The organism is Streptacidiphilus sp. MAP12-20 (genome assembly GCF_041262525.1).
Classification (GTDB): Bacteria; Actinomycetota; Actinomycetes; order Streptomycetales; family Streptomycetaceae; genus Streptacidiphilus.
On the sequence record NZ_JBGCCK010000003.1, the window covers coordinates 1 to 22,152 of the forward strand.

Consider the following 22,152-nt stretch of genomic DNA (forward strand, 5'->3'; position numbering starts at 1 on the left):
GAAGCCCTGTAAGGGGTGGAGCTGACCGGTACTAATAGGCCGAGGGCTTGTCCATAGTTGCTACGCGTCCACTGTGTTGTTCTGAAACAACGACCCGATCCGCCCTGTGGGGTGGGTCGCGAGTTTCACCGTGTTTCGGTGGTCATAGCGTGAGGGAAACGCCCGGTTACATTCCGAACCCGGAAGCTAAGCCTCACAGCGCCGATGGTACTGCAGGGGGGACCCTGTGGGAGAGTAGGACACCGCCGAACAACCTTTCCAGTGAAGCCCCCTGACTATCGGTCAGGGGGCTTCACTGCGTTAAGGACTCATCGGACGAGGCCGCCTTGTCCCTGGCCACCGAGGCCGCCAGGATGGGTGCTGACTGTTGGTCAGGTCAGCAGAGGGGCGTGGCGGATGATGCGTGAGGTTGCTGTCGTCGGGGCTGGGCAGTCGGGACTGCACCTGGCGCTGGCCCTTCAGGCTGACGGGCATCGGGTGACCGTGGTCTCCGAGCGGACGCCGGAACAGGTCCGGGCGGGCGGCGTGCTGTCGACGCAGGCCATGTTCGGGCCGGCCCGGGCCATCGAACGGGCCGCGGGCCTCGCGTTGTGGGACGGCGCGGCACCCGACACCGATGCCCTGCACGTGGTGGTCGGCGTCGACGCGAAGCCGATGCTGACGATCGACGCCTCGCCCCGGGAGCCGGCCCACTCGGTGGATCAGCGGGTGAAGACGTCGGCCTGGCTGGAGCTCTTCGAGGAGCGCGGCGGCCGGGTGGAGTACCACCGGGCGGAGCCGGAGGACGTGGTCCGACTCGCGGAGCGCAACGAGCTGACTGTGGTCGCGGCCGGCCGTGGTGCGCTCGGCTCCCTCTTCGCCAGGGACGAGGCACGCAGCCCGTTCGACGCGCCGCAGCGTTCCCTCGCCTGCGTGTACCTGCACGGGGTGGGCGCGCCCGCCGACGCCCCCGCTGGGGTGGGCGACGCGGCCAGGATTCACATCGTTCCTGGGGCGGGCGAACTCATCCTGCAGCCTGGGCTGACGTTGACCGGCCCGTGCATGATCCTGCTCTGGGAGGCCGTCCCCGGAGGGCCCTTGGACGTGTTCGGTGACAGCCCCGGTCCGGCCGAGATGCTGGCTCGCTCCCTGGAGCTGATCCGCAGCCATGTGCCGTGGGAGTACGAGGCGGTGTCCGGGGCCGAGCCGACGGACGCCGGAGCAGTGCTCTGCGGTGCGATCACTCCGACTGTGCGTCACCCCGTCGCGCACCTGGGCGCGGACGGCGCGGCCGTGCTCGGGATGGCGGACACGCTGGTCCTCAACGATCCGATCACGGCTCAGGGGGCCAACAACGCGTCCCGCTGCGCGGGTCTCTACGCCGCCGCGGTGACCGGGCACGGTGACCGCCCCTTCGACGACTCGTGGATGCACGACCTCTTCGCGCGGTACTGGGACCAGGCCCGCCACACCGTGGACTTCACCACCGCCATGCTCGGACCGCTTCCCGACCACATCGGGCTCGCATTCGCTCAAGCCGCCGCCCATCCGCAGGTCGCGTCCCGCTTGGCCGACACCTACGCTGACCCGACCGACTTTCCCCGCTGGCTCGGCACCCCCGAGGCGACGATGCAGTACCTCGCCTCCCTGCCGCAAACGTCCATGTGAGCGGCCGAAGCCTCGGCCCGTGCCAGCGCCGAGAAACGCGAACGCCGCCTCCGAGCAGGCGCTCGGGGCGGCGTTCGCGTGAGGGTCAGAGCGCGGCGCTCTGGGGCGGGAAGTCCCCTGGGGGTGGGGACTGGTGCGGGTGGCCGAAGGGGATGCCGGCCTCCTCCGCGAGCTGGACGTCGAGGCTCTCGCGGCGGATGCGCTGGTCGATGTAGAGGAGACCCTGGGTCAGCGGCATCATCGGCAGCGTCAGCAGGTTGACGGCGAGGGCCACCGGGAGCACCAGCACGAAGTAGAGCAGCTCAGCCAGGAGCAGTTGGCGCAGTGCGTGGGGGGCGCCGATCGAGGACTGGGCATTGGTCATGCCTGAAACCGAGCCCGCCCACAGCGAGAGGGGCATCAGCGCGACCTGGCTGATCAGCCCGACGATGAGTCCGACCAGCAGCGAGATCCCGAAGGAACGCCACCAGTTGCCTTGGTTGAGTCGCCAGGCCCTGCGGATGGCGGCGACCGGCCGTGCGCCTTCGAGGATCACCACGGCGCTCAGCGTGACCAGTCTGAACTGCACGTAGACGGCGCAGACGGAGGCCCCGAAGTAGAGCAGCAGGCCGATGCCGACGGCTGCGCCGAGGCCCTGCGACACCAGGCCCAGCAGCACCGCGAACGCGACGGCGAGGATGCCGGCCGCGCCCGACATCAGGCCCAGCAACAGGGTCGCACCGAGCAGCCGCCATACGTGCGGGCGTGCTTCCGTCACGACCTGGCGCATCGTCACCCGGCGGCCGACGACGGCATGTCGGAGCGTCGCGACGCCGCTCAGCGTCGAAGCCAGGTACATCGCCAGGGAGCTGAGCGCGATCAGCAGGAAGAAGCCGCCGAAGGCGAGCGCCGCGTTCGTCACCTCGGTCTGGCTGGGGCTCCACCCGTCGACGCCGGAGTTGTCCCTCGCATCGACCCAGAAGGCGTGCAGCGGGGAGTACGCGACGGCGGCGAAGACTGCGCACGCGGCAAGCACCCCAAGGCCGGTGATCAGGACCAGGCCGTAGACCGCGAGGAAGTTGTAGCGGATGGTCGCGAAGATCGCGCTCAGGATCTCGCCGACGTTCAGCGGACGGAGCGGGATGACGCCCGGCTTGGGGGCCTGCGGGAAGTACCCCCACGGCCCGGCCGGTCCGCCGGGTCCGCCGGGTCCGCCGGGTCCGTAAGGTCCGCCGGGGCCTCCTCCGGGCCACTGCCCGGAAGGCGGGCCATAGGGCGGTCCGGCGGGTGGCGGACCGTTAGGTGGAGTGGGCGGCTGCCACCAACCCCCGTTGCTGCTCATCTCTCGTGCGGTCCTTCGTCGGAGTGTCAGGAGAGTCGAGCGTACGGCAGCGCCGGACAACGCGGCAGGGCCCTTGGTCAGGGTTCCCGGTGGCCGATGCGGAAACGTTGCGGCGCCAGCATCCGACCGTGTCCGGGGAGCAGCAGGAGTTCGTTCCGGTCCAGGCCCACTTGCGCGGATACGTCCAGCGATCCGACCGCGGCGAGCAGCGCGCCCAGGGGTTCCGGCGCGAGCGGGCCGAGGACGGCGCGGTGGTCCGCGCTCGTCCACAGGCTGTGGACGGCGCGCTCGCCCCAGCGGGCGCGGGCCTGCTCGGGGGAGCGGAGCAGCGTCAGCGCCCGGAGCCCGAGCGGACCGCCGCGCGACATCAGGTCGGGTAGGCCGGGGAAGGGCGCGACTGCGGCGATGTCGTCCAGGACGAAGAGCAGCGGCGGGTCGAGCCGCCCGGCGGTCGAGCGCACGGCCGTCCGCCGCGCGCGCTCGAAGACGTCGTCCACGAGCGCGCCGAGCAGCGGCATCGCGTCGTGCGGCGGCAGGGCGGCACCGTCGCGCGGCTCGCGCAGGCGGGCGTCGCCCGCGTGGCCGAGGACGTAGAGGCTGTTCACCTCGCCCGCGCGCAGCAGCGCGCCGGGGTCGAGCGCGGCGGAGGGCGAGGTGGGCGTGCAGGCGGTGAGGATGTGCAGCTCGGCGAGGGCGCCGAGGGCGGCCCGGACCCGGCCCAGGGCGGCGTCCAGCGTGGGGGAGGGGCGCAGCAGCGCCGCTTGCAGCAGGCCGCCCCAACCTTCGCCCGAGCGGTGCGCGTCGGTGGTGTTGAGGATCGCCACTGCCTCCTGCCGACCTGCTCCGCCGTTGCCCGCCGCCCAGCGGGCGACGTGGCGGAACGGCCGCCCGTCGAGGGCGGCGGCATGCAGCCAGCAGCGCAGGAGCGTTTCCGCGAGGTCGCGGACGCCCTGCTCCTCGGCGTCGGCGGCGGGCCTCACGGTGGGGAGCAACAGGGCGTGCGCGCGGGCGGTGGCGACGAGCGTGTCCTCGCACCCGGTGTGGGGCGCCCAGCGCCCTCGTGGCTGCTCCGGATCCTCGCCGCTGAGCTGCTGCGGGTCGAACCGCGCCGCTCGCCGGTAAGGCGGCCGCTCCGCCCACAGCGCGGGATCGGCGCCGACGACGAGTAGCGGCTCGGTCTTCGCCTCCGCGATCACGCGGCCCAGCAGCGCGAGCCGCGAAGCGGCGGACGCCTCCGGAGCGAACACGCAGGTGGTTCCCTCGGGCAGGACGAAGTACACAGGCGGGGCGCTGCGCCTCACGGAGCCGGGCACGCTCTGCTCGGGCAGATACGCGTAGTCGGCGCGACCCGGACGTCGGGCCCGCCCGGCGTCGGGATGGGGACCGCCCGTCGTGCCGAACCCCGTGGACGCTCCGGGTGGCTCGGTCCACGACGGCGCAGATGCCGCGCCCGGGGCAGAGTCGGAGCCACCGGGGCCGCCAGCCCCTGTGGCCCGGGGCCGGGAAGCCTCGGCTTCGCCGGCCGCCGGCAGCCAGACGCCGCTCCCGGCGCGGTCAGCGACGTCCGTCGGGAAGCCTGGGTTCGGTGTGCCGGACCGGTCGGTCTCGCGGAGCCGCGCCGCGTCGGTCTCGGCTGCCGCCTGCGCCGAGCCGCTGTGAGCGCCCGTCCGGCGGGCCTCCGGGGGCAAGGCCCAGTCGGCCTCTCCCGGTGGCACCGTGGTGTGGGCATCCGTCCGGCCCGCTGTCTCGGCCCAGGGCGCGTTGCCGGACGGGTCCGTCGGGAAGCCTGCGTTCGGTGCGCCGGACCGGCGGGGCTCCCGGCCTCTCGTTGCGTCGCCCTCGCCGGGCGGCAAAGAGCCGTCTGCGCCCGCACGCCCCGCCTTCCGGAGCCGCGTGCCGCCGCCGACCCGTGCAGCCGTGAGAGCCTGCGGGGCGTCCGGCTCCGGGCGGCGCGGCGCGGGCGGGTGCGGGCCTGTGGACGATGCGGCGACGGCCACACGGTGGCGGGCGCGTGCGGTCGCGAGGCCGAGGAGGACGGCGAGAACCAGCGCGAGCAGCGCGAAGAAGGTGAGCCAGAACGCGAGCGGGGACGGCAGCGTCACGCGGGCGGTCGCCGGCCAGGCGCCGGGGAGGTCGTTCGGCGCGGTGGCCAGATGGCGGATCGCGCCCGCTGTCGCGGTGAAGGCGAGCGGATGCGGGAGCCGCCCGTGCGAGATCAGCCCGCCCAGCGCCGTGGCGGACCAGAACAGCACCGTCGTCCCGAGCAGGAAGGCGAGCAGGCCGACGATCGCCCCGTCCGGGATGCCGCGGCCGCCGGGCGACGAGCCGGGCGAACCAGGCGTCCCTGGCCGGCCCGGCGTGCCGCGGGGCGGCGGTGGCACGGGGGCCATCACGCCGCCGGGTCGTCGGCGAGCTGTTGCGAGGCGCGGGTCCGTTCTGCGATCGCATCCTCCGTCATGGCGCGGTCGGTGAAGACCAGCGGGCGTTCCAGCTCCGTGATGATGTGCTTCACCACCTGCACATTGCCGTTGACGTCCCAGACCGCGATGCCCGGGGAGAGCGTCGGAATGATCTCCACCGCCCAGCGCGGCAGCCCGAGCACCCGGCCGGTGGCTCTCGCCTCGTCGGCCTTCTGCATGTAGATGGTCCTGGTCGAGGCCATTTTCAGGATCGCCGACGCTTCCTTCGCCGCCGCGCCGTCGACCACGTCGGAGAGGTGGTGCACCACCGCGATGAAGGAGAGGCCCAGCCGTCGCCCGAACTTCAGCAGCCGCTGGAACAGCTGCGCCACGAAGGGCGAGTTGATGATGTGCCAGGCTTCCTCCACCAGGAAGATGCGCTTCCTGCGGTCCGGCCGGATCCAGGTGTGCTCCAGCCAGACGCCCACGATCGCCATCAGGATCGGCATCGCGATCGAGTTGCGGTCGATGTGGGAGAGGTCGAAGACGATCAGCGGCGCGTCCAGGTCGATCCCGGTGGTGGTCGGCCCGTCGAACATGCCGCGCAGGTCGCCGTCGACGAGGCGGTCCAGGACCAGGGCGACGTCCAGGCCCCAGGTCTGGATCTCGTCGAGCGAGACGCCGAGCGCGTCGATCGAGTCGGTGTTCGGCGTCCGCAGTGCGTCGATGATGTCGCCGAGGACCGGTTGGCGATCCGTCACCGTCGCGATGACGTGCGCGTGCGCGGCCTTGAGCGCGAAGCCGGCCCGCTCCTCCAGGCTGCGGGCCATCGCGACCTCGATGATGGTGCGCAGTAGTGCCAACTGGCCGGTCGTGGTGATCGCCGGGTCCAGTGGGTTGAGCTTCACGCCGCCGGCCATCGCGGCCATCGGGTCGAGCCGGACCGGAGTTATCCCCAGGGCCCGTGCGATGAGGTTCCACTCGCCGACGCCGTCCTCGCCCTGCGCGTCCAGCACGACGACCTGCCGGTCCCGGAACCGCAGCTGTCGCAGCACGTAGGTCTTCTCCAGCGCGGACTTGCCGTTGCCGGACTCGCCCAACACCAGCCAGTGCGGAGCGGGCAGCTGCTGTCCGTAGAGCTGGAAGGGGTCGTAGACGTAGCCCTTGCCGCTGTAGACCTCGCGGCCGATGATGACGCCAGAGTCGCCGAGTCCGGGGGCGGCCGTCGGCAGATAGACGGCCTGGGCCTGGCCGGTGGAGGTGCGTACCGGCAGGCGGGTCGTCTCGATCTTGCCGAACAGAAAGCTGGTGAACCCCTCGGTGATGCCTCCGAGCGGTGCTGCCATGGCCGGCCTCCAGTGGATCGACGGTTCTGTAGAAGGTCAGCGGGCCGTCAGCGACGGATGCCGGTGGCGAAGGGCAGGGTGTTGACGAAGGCCCGGTGGTGTTCCCGGTCGCACCATTCCAGCTTGAGATAGCTCTTGCCGGAAGAGGCGCGAATGGTGCGCTTGTCGCGCGCCAGCGCCTCCGGAGAGCGCGAACTGACGGTGATGTAGCCGACCAGGTTCACCCCGGCCGCGCCCGACGCCAGATCCTCGCCGCGCTGGTCGACGCGGCCGGTGTGGGCCAGGTCGCGCGGGTCGACGGTGCGGTTCATCTTCGCGGCGCGGCTGGCCTCGGCCTCGTCGTTGGTCTTCTCGGTCAGCATCCGCTCGATCGCGACGTCCGTCGGCTCCAGGTCCATGCAGACGGCGACGGTGCGGATCACGTCCGGGGTGTGCACGAGGAGCGGGGCCAGGAAGTTGACGCCGACCGGGGTCAGCGGCCACTCCTTGATCCACGCGGTGGCGTGGCACCACGGCTCGCGGGTCGCCGACTCGCGGGTCTTGGCCTGCAGGAAGTGCGGGTGCGTCGCGTCCAGCTCGGCCGGCCAGGCGTTGCGCTTGGACATGGCCTGAATGTGGTCGATCTGGTGGTCCGGGTCGTACATCGAGTGCAGCAGCGAGGAGAGCCGCGCCTGCCCGAGCGGCTGCCGGACCCGGATGTCCGCCTCGGCGAGGCGCGCGCAGATGTCGGTCAGTTCGCGCGCCATGACCGCCGCCAGGCCCTCGTCGCCGCGCGCGCGGCTGTGCGCGGTACGGCCCATGGCCTGGGCCTCGGCGGCGAGCTCGCGGGTGTAGGGCATGCAGGCGACGAGGTAGGCGCGGTGCTGCTCGGAGGAGGTGGAGACCATCGACTGGAGGTGGTCGTAGGACTCCTTCACCCAGTCCAGCGCGGCGGTGTCGCCGCGTCGGGCGACGTCCTTGGCGTGTGCGTCCGGGTCGGCGGGGAGGGTGCGGGCGAGGATCTGCAGCCGGGTCACGAAGCCGTCGCCGTTGGCGACGTGGCGCAGCAGCGTGCCGAACCGTTCCACCAGGGCTTCCTGGTCCTCGCTGTCGCGCAGCCCGACACCGGGGCCCTCGATCTCGATCGCGGCGGTGACGGTGCGGCGGTCCAGGTGCATCAGCACGGAGACCTCGTCAGGACCGAAGGGCGCGGCCAGCCAGCGGATCCGACCGATCCCCGGCGGCGGCCCGACCTCGACCTCGCCGCCCGCGAGCCGCGTCCCTGCCTCCATCGCGCCGGAGCGGAAGGCCCCGGCGGAGGAGCGCGAGATCCGCTTGTAGCTGCGGTTGATCTCGGCCCACTTGTAGAAGGTCCGCTTGCGGTAGGGGAGGTAGACGATCGCGAAGCCCACCATCGGCAGGCCGATCAGCCCGAGCAGCCGGATCGGCAGGACGGGGACGAGGATGCCCCACATCATGCCGAGGAAGGCGCAGAAGATGATCAGGAAGATCTCGCCGCCCTCGCGGTTCCGTCCGATGACCGCGTTGGGCTTGGCCTTCCCGATCAGATACGTGCGCCGGTACTGCCCGACGGGTGGGGTGGTCACGGCTGGCTCCCGCTTCCCTTGGCAAACGTGCTGGTGGTTCGGGCAGCAGCTGCTGCCTGGTCAGGTCCCCCGCCCTGCGCCGGCGGCGCGGCCGCGGTACGCGTCGCGTGCGCGGCGATGCCGGGCGCGACCCCGCCTGCGGCTCCGCCACCGCCACCGCTGCCGCCCCCGCCTTCGCCGTCCCGGCCGGCGTGGGTGTTGATGCCCTGCTTCATGAAGTTCGCGGGGCCGTTGACGACGGCGCGCCCGGCGCTGACCGCCTGCGCGCGGGCCCGGCGCATGGCGACCATGTCGTCGCCGAAGCCGGGCACGAAACGGTAGATCACGGAGCTGGCGAAGATGGAGATGACGAGGATCGCGACGCCGGACGCCACGGTGGAGAAGGAGTCGTTGGCCCCCGAGGAGGAGGCGATGGCCCCGGCGAGCCCGAGCACGATGACGATGACGGGCTTGATGAGGATGACGGAGATCATCAGCCCGGCCCAGCGACGAACGTGCTTCCACATCTGCTTCTCGACCAGCCCGGCGTAGACGACGGTACCGAGCAGGGCACCGATGTAGAGCATGGCCGTGCGGACCCACATCTCCAGCAGGACGACGCCTGCGGCGAGGATCGCGACGAGCGAGACGATCACGAGGATGATCGGCCCGCCGCCGATCTTCCCTGAGGTGAGGGTGTCGGCGAAGGTGCCGAGATAGGTCGCGGTGCCTGAGCGCATACCGGCGGCGATTCCCTCGGTCAGGCCGTCGGTGGCACTGACCACGGTGTAGAGGATCAGTGGCGTGAACGCGGAGGCGATCACCGTGAGCCAGAGGAAGCCGATGGCCTCGCCGAACGCGGTGTGCAGCGGCACGCCGCGCGCGGCGCGCTTGGCCACGGCGAGGACCCACAGCAGGAGGGTCAGGAAGGTCGCGGCGGCGAAGACGATGCCGTACTGCGCGAGGAACGACGCGTTGGTGAAGTCGACGTTGGTGGTTGTGTCGATCAGCTTTGACAGCGAACGGACGATGGAGGCGGCGGCTTTGGCGCAGCTGTCGGCGAGCGACTGGACGGGGTCGATGGAGCTGCCGAGGCCGCCGGTGGAGGGCGTGTTGGTGTTGGCGCCCTGCTGGCACATCTGCTTCGCCAGACCGAAGAGCCCGTTGCAGTTGGATGCAGCCGTCGCAGATGACGAAGCTGATCCGCTCGGTGTCGGGCTGGGCGACGCAGCGGCCGTTCCGGCAAGCAGGAGGAACTGGAGTCCGGTCATGCCCGTCGCGAGCGGGAGGATCCTGCGGAGGTCAACGGGCATAGCGGAAGCCTCCGAACTGGTTGACAGCGTTCGACATGTCGCCGTAGTTGGAGACGGTCTGGGTGCCGCCGATCGGCGTAGGACCGTCCACCTGGGAGAAGTCGGTGACCTTCCAGTCCCCGCCGGACCAGTGCAGTTTCAACGTCAGCGTGTACCAGTACTCGCTGACCGGGCGCTGCGAGCCCTGGCCTGCGAGGCCACCGATCGAGGTGTTCCAGATCTCGACCGTCGCTTCCAGCGGGCTGAAGCTGTCGACCTTGGTGCCCACCGGAATCGTGCGCGAGACGAAGGTCAGCCCCGTGGGGGCGTGGCCGTCTTTCAGCCCGAGCTTGGTGGACTCGGCGTCGTACGAGGCGTCGAACCGACCGTTGAGTGAGCCGATTGCGGAGGCTTCGGTGACCGTCGCCACGATCGCGTGGCGGCTCGCCGTCGCGTACATCTCGCTCGAACCCAGCGCCACCGAGTAGTTCGCCGCGGCGCTCTGCGCGCCCTCGCTCGTGTGCGGGTACTGCACCGCGATGCCGTTGCTGGTCGTCGTCACCGGCTGCGTGCCGGTCGGAGCCGTTGCCGTCGCCTTGGCCGGGGCGTTGCCCGTGTCGTTGGACGTGCCGCCGCCGCCGTTCCCGCTGCCGCCGCCGTTCGCGCGGTTGATCACCGCGACGGCGACCACCAGCAGGAACACCACGACGAACACCCCGCCCAACAACCGCAGCCGCCTCAGCCCAGGGGCCTGCGGCCCCTGCGGCTGGTCGCCCGCAGGGAGGCGGGTACGTGTGTGCGGCTGGTCGTCGGAGACGGACACGGCAGCCCCCTTGGGACGAGGTGGGCGGGCAGGTGGGCAGGCGGGGCGCACCCCTGGAGGGGCGTGCGTCAACTCTGACACCCGGACGGTGACCCGTGGGCGGGGATTCACCGATCCGGACTAGTCATTTCGGGCTAGACCACACGAAGTGGACTGGTCATTCAGGATTCAGACGACTAATCAGATCGCCATTCCATAGACAATGGTGAAGAGCGTCCCCAGTGATCCGATGATGAACACGCCGGTCAGACCGGCGATGATCAGCCCTTTGCCCTGTTCCGCACTGAACGTGTCCCGCAGCGCCGTCGCGCCGATGCGCTGCTTCGCGGCGCCCCAGATCGCGATCGCCAGGCAGCCGAGAATGGCGACCGCCATCACGACTTCCACCATCGTCCGGGCCTGCGTGCCCAGATTGGCGAACGGGCCCCAGTTGGGCGCGATCCCGCCAATGATGGTGTTGATGTCACCCTTGTTACCCGCACTCAGATACAACGCAACCACCCACCTGATCATCATTCAAAGCCCAGGGCCCGGCCGTGGCGAAGGGCTCGGCCCCATTCTTGGCCAGATCCGATGTCGACTTGGCCACTTTGCGGAGGTTCCCTCCCGAGGCGCTGGTCACAACTGCCACGATGAGGGTCCGCCGGAGCGCGCGGAACCCCTGACGTCGCCCGATCGACCCTACCGCTAACTCTCTGTATCGCCGGTGATTGCCATCGGCAACGTTCGTCGCCGACACTGTCCGAAGCGACCGGAGGGGCGTTCGCTCCTCCTCCTGCCCCATCGACCGCACATATAAGCCAATGTGACGCCGCGTAACCACGCGATCGACGGCGGACCACCCGATTGACGGCTCGGAGGCTCCTGATGGCGGTCCCACGCAGAGCCGCGCTCCTCGGAGGCGGAGTCGCGGCCGCGGTCGTCGGGCTCTTCGTCGCCTTCGTCGCGGCCGTGATGCTCACGGCCGGGAGCATCAATCAGGCCGCCGCGCAGGGCACGCTCTCGCTCGCGCCGGGGACGGTGCCCACCGCCTACGCCGGGCTGATCCAGCAGTGGGGCAATCTGTGCCCGGAACTGACGCCCCCTCTGCTGGCTGCTCAGCTGTATCAGGAGAGCGGTTTCAGCCCGACCGCGCAGAGTCCGGTCGGCGCGCAGGGGATAGCGCAGTTCATGCCGGGGACCTGGAAGATCTACGGCATCGACCCGACCCACACCCACACGCCCAGCCCGTGGAACCCCGCCGACGCGATCCCCTCCGCCGCCTCCTACGACTGCCAGCTCGCCAAGGACACGGCCGGGGTGCCGGGCGACAAGCAGTCGAACATGCTGGCGGCCTACAACGCCGGCCCGTACGCGGTGATCAGCGCGGGCGGCGTGCCGCCGATCGCGGAGACGCAGCACTACGTCGCCAACATCAAGAAGCTGGCGCTCTCGTTCACCGCCGCGACCACGGTCGGCTTCTCCTCCCAGGCGGCCGGCGCGATCTACTACGCGCAGTCCAAGCTGGGCACGCCGTACCTCTGGGGCGGTGAGGGGCTGGCCTCGCAGGGCTACCGCTTCGACTGCAGCGGGCTCACTCAGCAGGCCTACGCCAGCGTCGGGATCGCACTGCCCCGCGTCGCGGCGGACCAGTGGTACGCCGGGCCGCACCCGAGCCGGAGCCAGCTGCAGCCGGGGGATCTGGTCTTCTTCTCCCACGACCCGCACGACCCCGCGCAGATCCACCACGTCGGGATCTACGTCGGCGGCGGCTACATGATCAACGCCCCGCACACGGGAGCGGTGATCCGCTTCGACTCGATCGACTCCGAGGGCGACTACTTCGGCGCGACCCGCGTCACCAGCGCCGGCGCGAGCGCTCTACCCACACTCCAGCCGAACGGCAGCATCGCCAACGGACACTGATCCTGGCGCGCCGCGCCACTTGTGCCGGTCCCGTGAGTGAAGGGCAACATTCCGATAACTTCGCGGCTAAGCGGAACGCTTTGGGGCATTCGTTCCGTTGTGCCCGCTGTTTGGCGAGCACACTTGACCTTGGTGCAAAGACGCAACGGGGGTTGCTCGACGGCTACTGGCTCACAGCAGTGTTAGCGGAGGTGCGGGGTGGTCACGCTACTGGCGGACAGCGGTGGCGGTGGGAGCCTCGACTGGTCGGTGGTCTCCGCGGTCAACGGGCTGGCCGGGCATCTGCCGCACGTCGTGGACAGTGCGCTCGCGTACCTCGGCGAGTACGGCGTGCCGCTGGCCTCCGTCCTGCTGCTGCTCTGGGTGTGGCTGCGGGCCAGGAAGGGCGCGGACGCGCCGGTCGCGGTGGCGGGCGTGCTGTGGGCGGGGCTGGCCGCGGGGCTCGCACTGCTGATGAACATCCCGGTGCGAGCGGTGGTGCAGCGGCCCAGACCCTTCGTCGACCACCCCGGCCGGATCGACCTGCTGATGGATCACCAGGCGAACGGCTCCTTCGCGAGCGATCACGCGACCTTCACTATGGCGGTCGCGATCGGCCTGCTGTTGCTCAACCGGAGGTACGGGCTGATCGGCGTGGGCCTGGCCTGCCTGGAGGGCGTGCTGCGGATGTTCGTCGGAGTGCACTATCCCTCGGACATCCTGGGCGGCTTCGCGCTGGCCGCGGCGACGGTCCTGTTGCTGGCGCCGGTGGCGATGGCCGTCCTCACCCAGCTCACCCACGCGCTGACTCGCTCGTCGCTGGCCCCGCTCGTCACAGAGCGTGGGCGCGGTGGGCGCCGAAGCTCAGTCCACGCGGTGGGAACGGATGCTCCGCAGGACCCCCCACAGGACCTGGCGGCGTAGCCGCCGGAGGGGCGCGAGGAACTGCGCGACAAGCCACCGAGGTGGGGAGTTCCCGAACGCGCAGGGGGGGTTTCTGGCGCAGTTCCCCGCGCCGCTGAGGTAGTGCAACGTCCCCCCGTTGTGATCTGCCCCGCTACCCCAGCGGGATGCCCTGGGGGAAGTGGAACAGCCCCGACGGGTCGTACGCGCGCTTCACCTGGCGGAGCCGCGCCGCGTTCGCGCCGTAATACGCCGCTTCCCAGTTCCGCAGCTGCGGGTCGATGTAGTTCTGGTACGCCTCGCCGCTCGCGTACGGTCGCATCGCGTTCCACGTGCCGTTGATCCAGGCCCAGCCGCGGTCCGCCGCCGCGCCGCCCGTCACGCCCGCCGGGTAGTCCGCCGTGTACTGCGCCATGAACAGCGCGTCGCGATGCACGAACGCCGTGTTCCGCGCGCCGACGCGGTTGATCGCGCCGCCCAGCGCGTCGAAGGCGACCGCCGCGCGGCCGCCGGAGGGCGCCGTGCGCGGGTAGCGGGCCACCGCCGCGACGACCGCCGCCGCGCCCGCGCCGCTGAGGCGGCGGGTGAAGAAGTCCGAGCGCGCGCCGTAGGAGGAGCGGCCGACCGTACCGGCCGGGTTGTGGCCAGGCAGTGAGCCGTGCACGTGCGCCTTCGCCACCGACTCGCCCGCGACGCCGCCCATCACCTGCATCGTCGTCAGGTACGAGGCGCTGTGCAGCGAAGCCGTGCTCGGGTGGAGTCGGTCGACCAGGTTGCCGAGCTCGGTCCGCGAGCCGCCCAGCAGGTTGACCGTCGAGGCGATCCGCAGACGGCCGTCGTAGGAGGCGCTGAGGTGCAGGTTGGCCCAGAGGGCGTCCGGCGCGGTCGGGGCCCAGGCCTGCCAGGCCTGGATCACGGCGGCGGCCTTGGACCAGGGCCAGGAGAGGAAGCCGTAGCTGCAGTCGTCCGCCGCGTGGGTGCGGAAGTCGAGCCGGGTCACCACGCCGAAGTTGCCGCCGCCGGCGCCCCGCAGCGCCCAGAACAGGTCCGCGTCCTGACGGGCGTTGACCTCGCGGATCCGGCCGTCCGCGGTCACGATCTGCGCGCCGGTCAGGCTGTCGCAGGTCAGGCCGTTGGCCCGGCCGGTCACGCCGACCCCGCCGCCGAGGGTCAGGCCGCTGACGCCGACGCTCGGGCAGGATCCGGCGGGGATCGTGCGCCCGGCCGCCGCGAGGCCGCTGTAGACGTCGATGAGCCGCGCCCCCGCGCCCACGCTGCCGCTCGCGTGGACGGCGCTCAGACGGCCGAGGTCGATGACGAGTCCGTTGCTGACGCTGGACCAGCCCGCGTAGCTGTGACCGCCGTTGCGCGGGACGATCGGCACCCGGTAGCGCCGGGCGAAGGCGAGGCAGATGGCGACGTCCTGCGCGGAGGCCACGTAGGCGACGGCGGCGGGCCGGATCGAGTCGAAGCGCGGCTGGAACAGCTCGGCGGCCTCACCGTAGCGGGAGTCGCCGGGCCGGATCAGCGTGCCGGTCAGCTCCTTGGCGAGCGCGGCCCAGTTGCCGCCCGTCGCCGCGAGCGGCTGCCCGGTCGTGCCGCCCGGTCCGGTGGATCCGGTCGACCAGGCGGAGCCCGACGCCGACGAGGACGCCGAGGCGGAGGCCCTGCGCTGGGTGTCCGCGCAGGCGGCGATGCCGACGCCTGTGGCCAGCGCGCCGCCGGCGCGCAGGAGGTTACGACGTGTGCTGCCCTGGTCGCCCATGGTGTTCCTTCTACCGTCCCGCCCGGTGGTTACGCGGGAGTAGACGAGGAAACCGCCCAGAGGGTTGCACTGCGGGTGCGACAAGGGGCGCGACAAGGGGCGCGCGAGGGAGCGTGAGAAGGGGGAGCGGGAGCGGGCGGGCAGTGGCTACGCGTCGGCGTTGGCGTGGTGCTCGGCGGCGTCCCTGCGGGCCTTCTCACGGGACCGGCGAGCGGGGGAGTGCCAACCACAGCTGCAGTGAGCCACTGCGAATGCGCCCTTCTCCGTCACGGACGTCTGGTGCATCGGTTCCCCTTGACGTCGCTGGGCCGGAATGGCGGGACCCGCTTCGTTGGTCACGATTCAACGGTAACCCGGACGGCCGTAACCCTGTTCCCCGTGCCTCGTTGTTCACAACGCACACGCACGCCGTGTCCAGGAGGACAAGATGTCTCGCCCGTTCCGCGCCGCTCTCGTCGCCGCGATCGCCGTCGCCGCGCTCAGCTCCTGCTCGTCCGGCGCCGCCCCGGGCACGAGCAGTGACGCCCAGACGGTCGACCCCGCCTCCGACCACCTTGCGGCCGATCCGCTGGCGGCCGTCCGCGCGGCGGCGGACATCACCGGGCACAACGGCTTCCTGCAGGACGTCACGACGCTGCGCACGGTCTCCGCCACCAAGCAGATGACCCTGCACGGTACGGGTGCCTACGACTACGCCGCGCATCTGGGCAGGATCCAGGTCGAGGTCCCCGCCGGCGCGGGCACCGGCGCGCCAGGCCGGCTCAACGAGGTCGTCAGCCCCGGCGTGGTCTATCTGCAGAACAGCGGCGCCAAGGTCCCGGCCGGCAAGTGGATCAAACTTCAGGTCCAGCAGCTCGGCGACGGCAATCTGGTCAGCAGCGGCGCGACGGATCCGGCCAGCGCGGCGGACGCCCTACGCGGCGCGCAGGCGGCCACGCTCGTGGACACCTCCACGGCGGGCGGCGTAGTCCTCAAGCACTACCGGGGCACGCTCGACCTCACCGCCTCGGCCAAGGCCACGGCCGGCCCGGCCGCCGCTGGGCTCGCCCTCGCGGCGCACACCTTCACGGTGAAGAAGGTGCCGTACGACGTCTGGCTCGACGAGCACGGCCGGATCGACAAGCTGGTCGAGGTCTTCACCTTCGCCCAGGTCCCGGGCTCGACGGCGCCGAAGGACCAGGTGGTCGTCACCTCCACGAGCCAGTTCTCCGCCTTCGGCACGCCGGTCAAGGTCGAGCTGCCGCCGACCGGCGACATCGTCGCGCCCACGGCTCAGCCGGGCAGCAAGTAGCGCAGGGCAGAGGCGGCCGCGCCCGCCGGTCCCCAAAATGGCCCAGACGTGCCATGCACGCTCGGCACGGGCTGCCTACTCTTGTAAAGAGTTGACTACCCGTCGGCAGCGGTAGGCCACGAGTTCGGGGCCCTGGGAGGAGGTGGCGCGCGTGGCCACGGACGACCCGGTCGCCCTGGCGGAGATCGAGATGTACAGCGACCTCATGATCGCCGCCGCTGCCACGCCGGGCGAGCGGCTGACGGCCGAGCGGATCGACACCATCCTCTGCGTCGAACGTGACGGCGATCCGATCGCGCCACGCGTGCCGCAGCAGCGCGTCAGCGAAGAGGACGACCCACCCGCCGTGAGTGCCTGACCCTGAGCGGTCAGGACCGCAGCAGGCGGGCGATCGCCGCGGTCGCCTCGGCCACCTTCTCGTCCGCCTCCGGGCCGCCCTGCGCGGCGGCGTCCGCGACGCAGTGCTTGAGGTGCTCCTCCAGCAGGCTCAGCGCGAAGGACTGGAGCGCCTTCGTACTCGCGGAGACCTGGGTGAGGATGTCGATGCAGTAGGTGTCGTTCTCGACCATCCGCTGCAGACCGCGGACCTGTCCTTCGATCCGGCGCAGTCGCTTGACGTGGTCGTCTCTGCGCGCGCTGTACCCGTGCGGGCCGACAGGCCCCGGGTGGTCCTGGTTCGGGCTGTCCACGTCCACGACGTCCATGCGCTCCATGGTAGGGCTCGCCGCGGCGGACCGGTCACGGCTGGATATCGAAACCCGTGCTTCGAATCACAACCTTGCGCATCCGCGTGACCCTTATTGCGTCCGGCCCCGCCGCTGTGCTCCCTACCAGTACGTACGCAAGGATGATTTCAGGTACTCCGTGTCGGCCGTTGCACCCCGGTGTGCGCAATGTCCCGGCGCAGCGCCTAGCATCGCTACGTCCGCCCCTGTACTTCGGAGACTTTTGTGCGAATTCGTCTGACCCCCCGGGAGACGAGCTTCTATGACATGTTCGCCGCCTCGGCGAACAATCTTGTCACCGGCTCCAAGCTCCTGCTGGAGCTGCTCGGCGCCGACGTCGCAGCTCGGTCGGAGATCGCCGACCGGATGCGCGCTGCCGAGCACGCGGGCGACGAGATCACTCACGCGATCTTCCACCAGCTGAATTCGTCCTTCATCACGCCCTTCGACCGTGAGGACATCTACGCCCTCGCCTCCTCGCTGGACGACATCATGGACTTCATGGAGGAGGCCGTCGATCTGGTCGTCCTCTATGAGATCGACGCCCTGCCCAAGGGCGTCGAGCAGCAGATCGAGGTGCTCTCCCGGGCCGCGGAGCTGACCGCCGCCGCGATGCCGAACCTGCGCACGATGGACAACCTGACGGAGTACTGGATCGAGGTCAACCGCCTGGAGAACCAGGCCGACCAGATCCACCGCAAGCTGCTGGCGCACCTGTTCAGCGGCCAGTACGAGGCCATCGAGGTGCTGAAGCTGAAGCAGATCGTCGACGTGCTGGAAGAGGCGGCCGACGCGTTCGAACACGTGGCGAACACGGTGGAGACCATCGCCGTCAAGGAGTCCTGAACCGCTCGTGGAGATCTTCGGACTGGTACTGGTCATCGGCGTGGCCTTCGGCTTCGCCTACACCAACGGCTTCCACGACTCGGCGAACGCGATCGCGACCTCCGTCTCGACACGGGCGCTGACGCCGAAGGCTGCGCTGCTGATGGCCGCGGTGATGAACCTGGCCGGCGCGTTCCTGGGCACGGGTGTGGCCAAGACCGTCACGAGCGGGATCATCGAGACGCCGACGGGTACCCAGGGGCTGGTCATCCTCTGGGCGGCGCTGATCGGCGCGGTCGCCTGGAACCTGATCACCTGGTACTTCGGACTCCCCTCGTCCTCCTCGCACGCGCTCTTCGGGGGCATGATCGGCGCTGCGCTGGCGGGCGGGACCGAGGTGATCTGGTCCGGGGTCTGGGACAAGATCATCATTCCGATGATCACCTCTCCGATCGCGGGTCTGATCCTGGGCTTCCTGCTGATGCTGGCCATCATGTGGATCTTCCGCAGGGTGAACCCGCACAAGGCCAAGCGGAACTTCCGGATGGCGCAGACGGTCTCGGCGGCGGCGATGGCGCTCGGCCACGGCCTGCAGGACTCGCAGAAGACGATGGGCGTCGTGGTGCTGGCCCTGGTCATCTCCGGCCACCAGACGGGCGACTCGATCCCGCTCTGGGTCAAGTTCAGCACCGCGATCGTGCTGTCGCTGGGCACGTGGGCCGGCGGCTGGCGGATCATGCGGACGCTGGGCCGACGGATTATCGAACTGGACCCCCCGCAGGGTTTCGCGTCCGAGTCGGTGGCGGCGTCGATCCTCTACATCACGTCCTACGCCTTCAAGGTCCCGGTCTCGACGACCCACGTGATCACCTCCGCGATCATGGGCGTCGGCGCGACGAAGCGCGTGCGCGCGGTGCGGTGGGGCGTGGCGAAGAACATCGTCATGGGCTGGTTCATCACGCTGCCTGCCGCGGGCATCGTCGCTGCGCTCGTCTACTGGCTCAGCTGGGCGATCGTGGGTTAGTTGCACTGTCCAGGGGCGCGGGGAACTGCGCGAACAACCATCCTGTGCGGATGGCCCTGCTCGTTCGGATCAGTACCTGCGCGGGTGGCTTGTCGCGCAGTTCCTCGCGCCCCTGGAAGTGCGACTGACCCTTGTCGTGACCTGTCGCGCCCACGCCGGAGGCGCAAGTAAAAACGAAAGGCCCCCGCTCCAGTACAGGAGCAGGGGCCTTCCGTATTGCTACCTCCGTGGCGGCACCGCCTAGTAGCGCCACGAAGGAATCTGGGAGATCACCCGAAGCGACCCGAGATGTAGTCCTCCGTCGCCTGGACCGACGGGTTGGAGAAGATCTTCTCCGTCGCGTCGATCTCGATCAGGCGGCCCGGCTGGCCCACGGCCGACAGGTTGAAGAACGCCGTCCGGTCACTCACACGCGCGGCCTGCTGCATGTTGTGGGTGACGATCACGATCGTGTACTGCTCCTTCAGCTGGCCGATCAGGTCCTCGATCGCCAGCGTCGAGATCGGGTCCAGCGCCGAGCACGGCTCGTCCATCAGCAGGACCTGCGGCTCCACCGCGATCGCTCGCGCGATGCAGAGACGCTGCTGCTGGCCGCCGGAGAGGCCCGCGCCCGGCTTGTCCAGGCGGTCCTTGACCTCGTTCCAGAGGTTCGCGCCGCGGAGCGAGCGCTCGACCGACTCGTCGATGAGCTTCTTGTTGCGGACGCCGTTCAGCTTGAGGCCGGCGGCCACGTTCTCCTTGATGGACATGGTCGGGAACGGGTTCGGCCGCTGGAAGACCATGCCGACCGTGCGGCGCACGGCGACCGGGTCGACGTTCGTGCCGTACAGGTTCTCGTCGTCCAGGAGGACCTTGCCCTCCACCCGGGCGCCCGGGATCACCTCGTGCATGCGGTTCAGCGTCCGCAGGAAGGTGGACTTGCCGCAGCCCGACGGGCCGATGAAGGCCGTCACCGAGCGGGGCTCGACGACCATGGAGATGTCCTCCACGGCCCGGAAGTTGCCGTAGTACGCGTTCAGTCCGCTGACGTCGATGCGCTTGGCCATGATGTTCAATCGCTTTCTTGAAACTTCTGGATGTCCGTATGCCCGTGCGTCAGCACGTCAGCGCGTGGCGCTCTTGGGCGCCTTCCATCGGGCGATGCCCCGCGCGACCAGGTTCAGCACCATGACCACCACGATCAGGACCAGCGCCCCGCCCCAGGCACGCGCCTGGGACTGGTCGGTGCCACGCGAGTACTCGGTCCACACGTAGAGCGGGAGCGAGGACTGCGGGTTGTTGAACGGGTCCATGTTGATCGCGTCGGCGCCGAAGACCAGCATCAGGATCGGCGCGGTCTCGCCGATGATGCGGGCGATGGCCAGCATCACGCCGGTGGTGATGCCGCCAAGAGCGGTCGGCAGCACGACGCGGAGGATGGTGAGCCACTTCGGCACGCCGAGGGCCAGCGAGGCTTCGCGCAGCTCGTTCGGGACGAGCTTGAGCATTTCCTCGGTGGAGCGCACCACGACCGGCAGCATCAGGATCGCCAGTGCGATCGAGCCCGCGAAGCCGGTGTACGGCATGTTGAGGATGATGATCCAGAAGGACAGGACGAACAGGCCCGCCACGATCGACGGCACACCGGTCATCACGTCCACGAAGAAGCTGACCGCCTTGGACAGCTTGCCGTTCCGGCCGTACTCGACCAGGTAGACGGCGGTCAGGATGCCGACCGGAGCCGCGAAGAGCGACGCCAGGCCGACCTGCTCCAGAGTTCCGACCAGGGCGTGGTAGAGACCGCCGCCCTTGTCGTTGGGGCCCACCGCGTTCATCGAGTGGGTCAGGAAGTTCACGTTGATGACGCCGATGCCCTTGCTCACCGTCATCCACAGCACGGAGACCAGCGGGAGCAGGGCGAGCAGGAAGGCGACCCAGACCAGGCTGGTGGCCAGGGTGTTCTTCGCGTGGCGGCGGCCCTCGACGGCCGTTGAGGCGAGGTACTGGATGCCGACGAAGAGGATCGCGGCGATCAGGCCCCACTGCAGCTTGCTGCTGAGGCCGAAGCCCGCGCCGATGGCGACCGCCAGCAGCAGGGCCAGGGCCGCGTTCGCGGCGGGCATCCACTTCGGCAGGCGACGCTCGGTCAGGGGGGAGCTCAGGGAGTTCCGCGCGTGCGTAAGGCTGCTGCTCATCAGGCGTCAGCTCCCGAGTATTCCTTGCGACGGGCGATGATGAGCCGCGCTCCGCCGTTGACGAGCAGGGTGATCACGAACAGCACCAGGCCGGAGGCGATCAGCGCGTCGCGGCCGAGGCCCTGCGACTCGTTGAACTGCGAGGCGATGTTCTGGGCGATGGTCGAGCCGCCCGGGTCCAGGATGTGGAACTGGAGGATGTAGGACGGCGAGAGGACCGTCGCCACCGCCATCGTCTCGCCCAGCGCGCGGCCGAGGCCGAGCATGGACGCCGAGATGATGCCGGAGCGGCCGAAGGGCAGGACGGCCGTGCGGATCATCTCCCAGCGCGTCGCGCCGAGCGCGAGCGCGGCCTCCTCGTGGGCGCGCGGCACCTGGAGGAAGATCTCGCGGGAGACCGCGGTGATGATCGGCAGGATCATGATCGCCAGCAGCACGCCGACGGTGAACAGGCTTCGCGGCTGGGAGCCGGGAAGCTGCTGCTTGAAGACGTAGGTCCAGCTGAAGTAGTCGTTCAGCCAGGCGTTCACGCCGCTCATGTGCGGCACCAGGAAGAGCGCGCCCCACAGACCGAAGACGATCGAGGGCACGGCGGCCAGCAGGTCGACGACGTAGCCGAGGGCCTGGGCGATCCGGCGCGGAGCGTAGTGCGAGATGAACAGCGCGATGCCGATCGCGACCGGCACGGCCATCAGCATGGCGACCACGGCGCTGATGATGGTGCCCAGCGCGATCGAGGCGATGCCGAAGACCATCGGGTCGACCTGGGTGTTCCAGTCGGCCGTGGTCAGGAAGTTGGCGCTGTCGGCGTTGACCGCGGCGATCGAGCGCCAGGTGAGGAAGACCGCGATGGCGGCCATGATCACCAGCAGCAGGACGCCGCTGCCCTTGGACGCGCCCGCGAAGAGCGTGTCGCCCATGCGGGACTTGCCGGGGGCGGAGAACGCCGAGCGGCCCCGCCGGGGGGAGCTGCCGGCGAGGTGGTCAGAAGTCTGGTTGTCCTGCGGTCCGCTCTGTGGCGGAGCGCTGGTGTTGCGTGGGGATTCCATGAGATCTCCGGTCTGGTGGCGCGATCCCTGCGGGGAGGGCGCCTGGCGGCGGTGCACCGGACGTGAGGGAGCGTTCGAGGCTCGGTGGCGTGACATTCAGTGATGAGTCCCGGGGCCGG

19 protein-coding genes and 1 rRNA gene are annotated in these 22,152 nt (G+C 70.2%); 8 read left to right on the forward strand and 12 right to left on the reverse strand.

Annotated features, from left to right (window positions below; translation table 11 throughout):
- The first annotated feature begins 134 nt into the window (after positions 1–134).
- A 5S ribosomal RNA gene (rrf, locus tag ABIA32_RS04340) occupies positions 135–251 on the forward strand.
- Between the two features lie 145 nt (positions 252–396).
- On the forward strand, positions 397–1,647 hold the full coding sequence (locus tag ABIA32_RS04345) for a styrene monooxygenase/indole monooxygenase family protein (RefSeq protein ID WP_370092464.1): 1,251 nt from the start codon (positions 397–399) through the stop codon (positions 1,645–1,647).
- An 85-nt stretch (positions 1,648–1,732) separates the two neighbouring features.
- On the opposite strand, the gene ABIA32_RS04350 is transcribed toward ABIA32_RS04345, so the two are convergent.
- From ABIA32_RS04350 to ABIA32_RS04380, 7 genes are all read right to left on the reverse strand, one after another.
- Positions 1,733–2,968, reverse strand: coding sequence for a hypothetical protein (locus ABIA32_RS04350; RefSeq protein ID WP_370092465.1), 1,236 nt, complete (start codon positions 2,966–2,968; stop codon positions 1,733–1,735).
- A 77-nt stretch (positions 2,969–3,045) separates the two neighbouring features.
- Positions 3,046–5,349 carry a TraM recognition domain-containing protein gene (locus tag ABIA32_RS04355; RefSeq protein WP_370092466.1) on the reverse strand — a complete coding sequence of 768 codons (2,304 nt, stop codon included), beginning with the start codon at positions 5,347–5,349 and terminating at the stop codon, positions 3,046–3,048.
- An 8-nt stretch (positions 5,350–5,357) separates the two neighbouring features.
- Positions 5,358–6,713 carry an ATP-binding protein gene (locus ABIA32_RS04360; RefSeq protein ID WP_370092467.1) on the reverse strand — a complete coding sequence of 452 codons (1,356 nt, stop codon included), beginning with the start codon at positions 6,711–6,713 and terminating at the stop codon, positions 5,358–5,360.
- A 47-nt stretch (positions 6,714–6,760) separates the two neighbouring features.
- Positions 6,761–8,299: an SCO6880 family protein gene (locus ABIA32_RS04365; RefSeq protein WP_370092468.1), complete on the reverse strand. Its 1,539-nt coding sequence runs from the start codon at positions 8,297–8,299 to the stop codon at positions 6,761–6,763.
- Positions 8,296–9,591 carry a hypothetical protein gene (locus tag ABIA32_RS04370; RefSeq protein ID WP_370092469.1) on the reverse strand — a complete coding sequence of 432 codons (1,296 nt, stop codon included), beginning with the start codon at positions 9,589–9,591 and terminating at the stop codon, positions 8,296–8,298. Before ABIA32_RS04370 ends, ABIA32_RS04365 begins: the two co-directional genes overlap by 4 nt.
- Positions 9,581–10,393: a hypothetical protein gene (locus ABIA32_RS04375; RefSeq protein WP_370092470.1), complete on the reverse strand. Its 813-nt coding sequence runs from the start codon at positions 10,391–10,393 to the stop codon at positions 9,581–9,583. Before ABIA32_RS04375 ends, ABIA32_RS04370 begins: the two co-directional genes overlap by 11 nt.
- A gap of 180 nt (positions 10,394–10,573) precedes the next feature.
- Positions 10,574–10,885 (reverse strand): hypothetical protein, encoded by a 312-nt coding sequence (locus tag ABIA32_RS04380; RefSeq protein ID WP_232248809.1) that lies wholly within the window; start codon positions 10,883–10,885, stop codon positions 10,574–10,576.
- A 375-nt stretch (positions 10,886–11,260) separates the two neighbouring features.
- Here ABIA32_RS04380 and ABIA32_RS04385 point away from each other — a divergent pair, with 375 nt between their 5' ends.
- Both ABIA32_RS04385 and ABIA32_RS04390 read left to right on the forward strand, forming a co-directional pair.
- Positions 11,261–12,298, forward strand: a complete 1,038-nt coding sequence (locus tag ABIA32_RS04385; protein ID WP_370092471.1) for an NlpC/P60 family protein — start codon at positions 11,261–11,263, stop codon at positions 12,296–12,298.
- A 198-nt stretch (positions 12,299–12,496) separates the two neighbouring features.
- A complete protein-coding gene (locus ABIA32_RS04390; protein ID WP_370092472.1) occupies positions 12,497–13,201 on the forward strand; it encodes a phosphatase PAP2 family protein in 705 nt (234 codons plus the stop codon).
- 133 nt (positions 13,202–13,334) lie between these two features.
- On the opposite strand, the gene ABIA32_RS04395 is transcribed toward ABIA32_RS04390, so the two are convergent.
- Positions 13,335–14,945, reverse strand: coding sequence for an FAD-binding oxidoreductase (locus ABIA32_RS04395; protein ID WP_370092473.1), 1,611 nt, complete (start codon positions 14,943–14,945; stop codon positions 13,335–13,337).
- Between the two features lie 427 nt (positions 14,946–15,372).
- Between ABIA32_RS04395 and ABIA32_RS04400 the strand changes: the two genes are divergently transcribed.
- Both ABIA32_RS04400 and ABIA32_RS04405 read left to right on the forward strand, forming a co-directional pair.
- Positions 15,373–16,236 carry a hypothetical protein gene (locus ABIA32_RS04400; protein WP_370092474.1) on the forward strand — a complete coding sequence of 288 codons (864 nt, stop codon included), beginning with the start codon at positions 15,373–15,375 and terminating at the stop codon, positions 16,234–16,236.
- Positions 16,237–16,387: 151 nt separating this feature from the next.
- The gene (locus tag ABIA32_RS04405; protein ID WP_370092475.1) at positions 16,388–16,594 is read left to right on the forward strand and encodes a hypothetical protein; all 207 of its coding nucleotides are present in this window, start codon (positions 16,388–16,390) and stop codon (positions 16,592–16,594) included.
- A gap of 10 nt (positions 16,595–16,604) precedes the next feature.
- On the opposite strand, the gene ABIA32_RS04410 is transcribed toward ABIA32_RS04405, so the two are convergent.
- Entirely contained in the window at positions 16,605–16,940 is a 336-nt protein-coding gene (locus tag ABIA32_RS04410) for a metal-sensitive transcriptional regulator (RefSeq protein WP_370092476.1), read from the reverse strand.
- 246 nt (positions 16,941–17,186) lie between these two features.
- Between ABIA32_RS04410 and ABIA32_RS04415 the strand changes: the two genes are divergently transcribed.
- Positions 17,187–17,807 (forward strand): DUF47 domain-containing protein, encoded by a 621-nt coding sequence (locus tag ABIA32_RS04415; protein WP_370092477.1) that lies wholly within the window; start codon positions 17,187–17,189, stop codon positions 17,805–17,807.
- A 7-nt stretch (positions 17,808–17,814) separates the two neighbouring features.
- The gene (locus tag ABIA32_RS04420; RefSeq protein ID WP_370092478.1) at positions 17,815–18,810 is read left to right on the forward strand and encodes an anion permease; all 996 of its coding nucleotides are present in this window, start codon (positions 17,815–17,817) and stop codon (positions 18,808–18,810) included.
- Positions 18,811–19,079: 269 nt separating this feature from the next.
- On the opposite strand, the gene pstB is transcribed toward ABIA32_RS04420, so the two are convergent.
- From pstB to pstC, 3 genes are read right to left on the reverse strand one after another with little or no spacing between them, the layout of a single operon-like run.
- Complete coding sequence (gene pstB, locus ABIA32_RS04425) at positions 19,080–19,856, reverse strand: phosphate ABC transporter ATP-binding protein PstB (RefSeq protein ID WP_370092479.1); 777 nt, start codon at positions 19,854–19,856, stop codon at positions 19,080–19,082.
- 57 nt (positions 19,857–19,913) lie between these two features.
- The gene (gene pstA / locus ABIA32_RS04430) at positions 19,914–20,984 is read right to left on the reverse strand and encodes a phosphate ABC transporter permease PstA (RefSeq protein WP_370092480.1); all 1,071 of its coding nucleotides are present in this window, start codon (positions 20,982–20,984) and stop codon (positions 19,914–19,916) included.
- Positions 20,984–22,033, reverse strand: coding sequence for a phosphate ABC transporter permease subunit PstC (gene pstC, locus ABIA32_RS04435; RefSeq protein WP_370092481.1), 1,050 nt, complete (start codon positions 22,031–22,033; stop codon positions 20,984–20,986). The genes pstA and pstC overlap by 1 nt, the downstream gene beginning before the upstream one ends.
- Between the last annotated feature and the right edge of the window lie 119 nt (positions 22,034–22,152).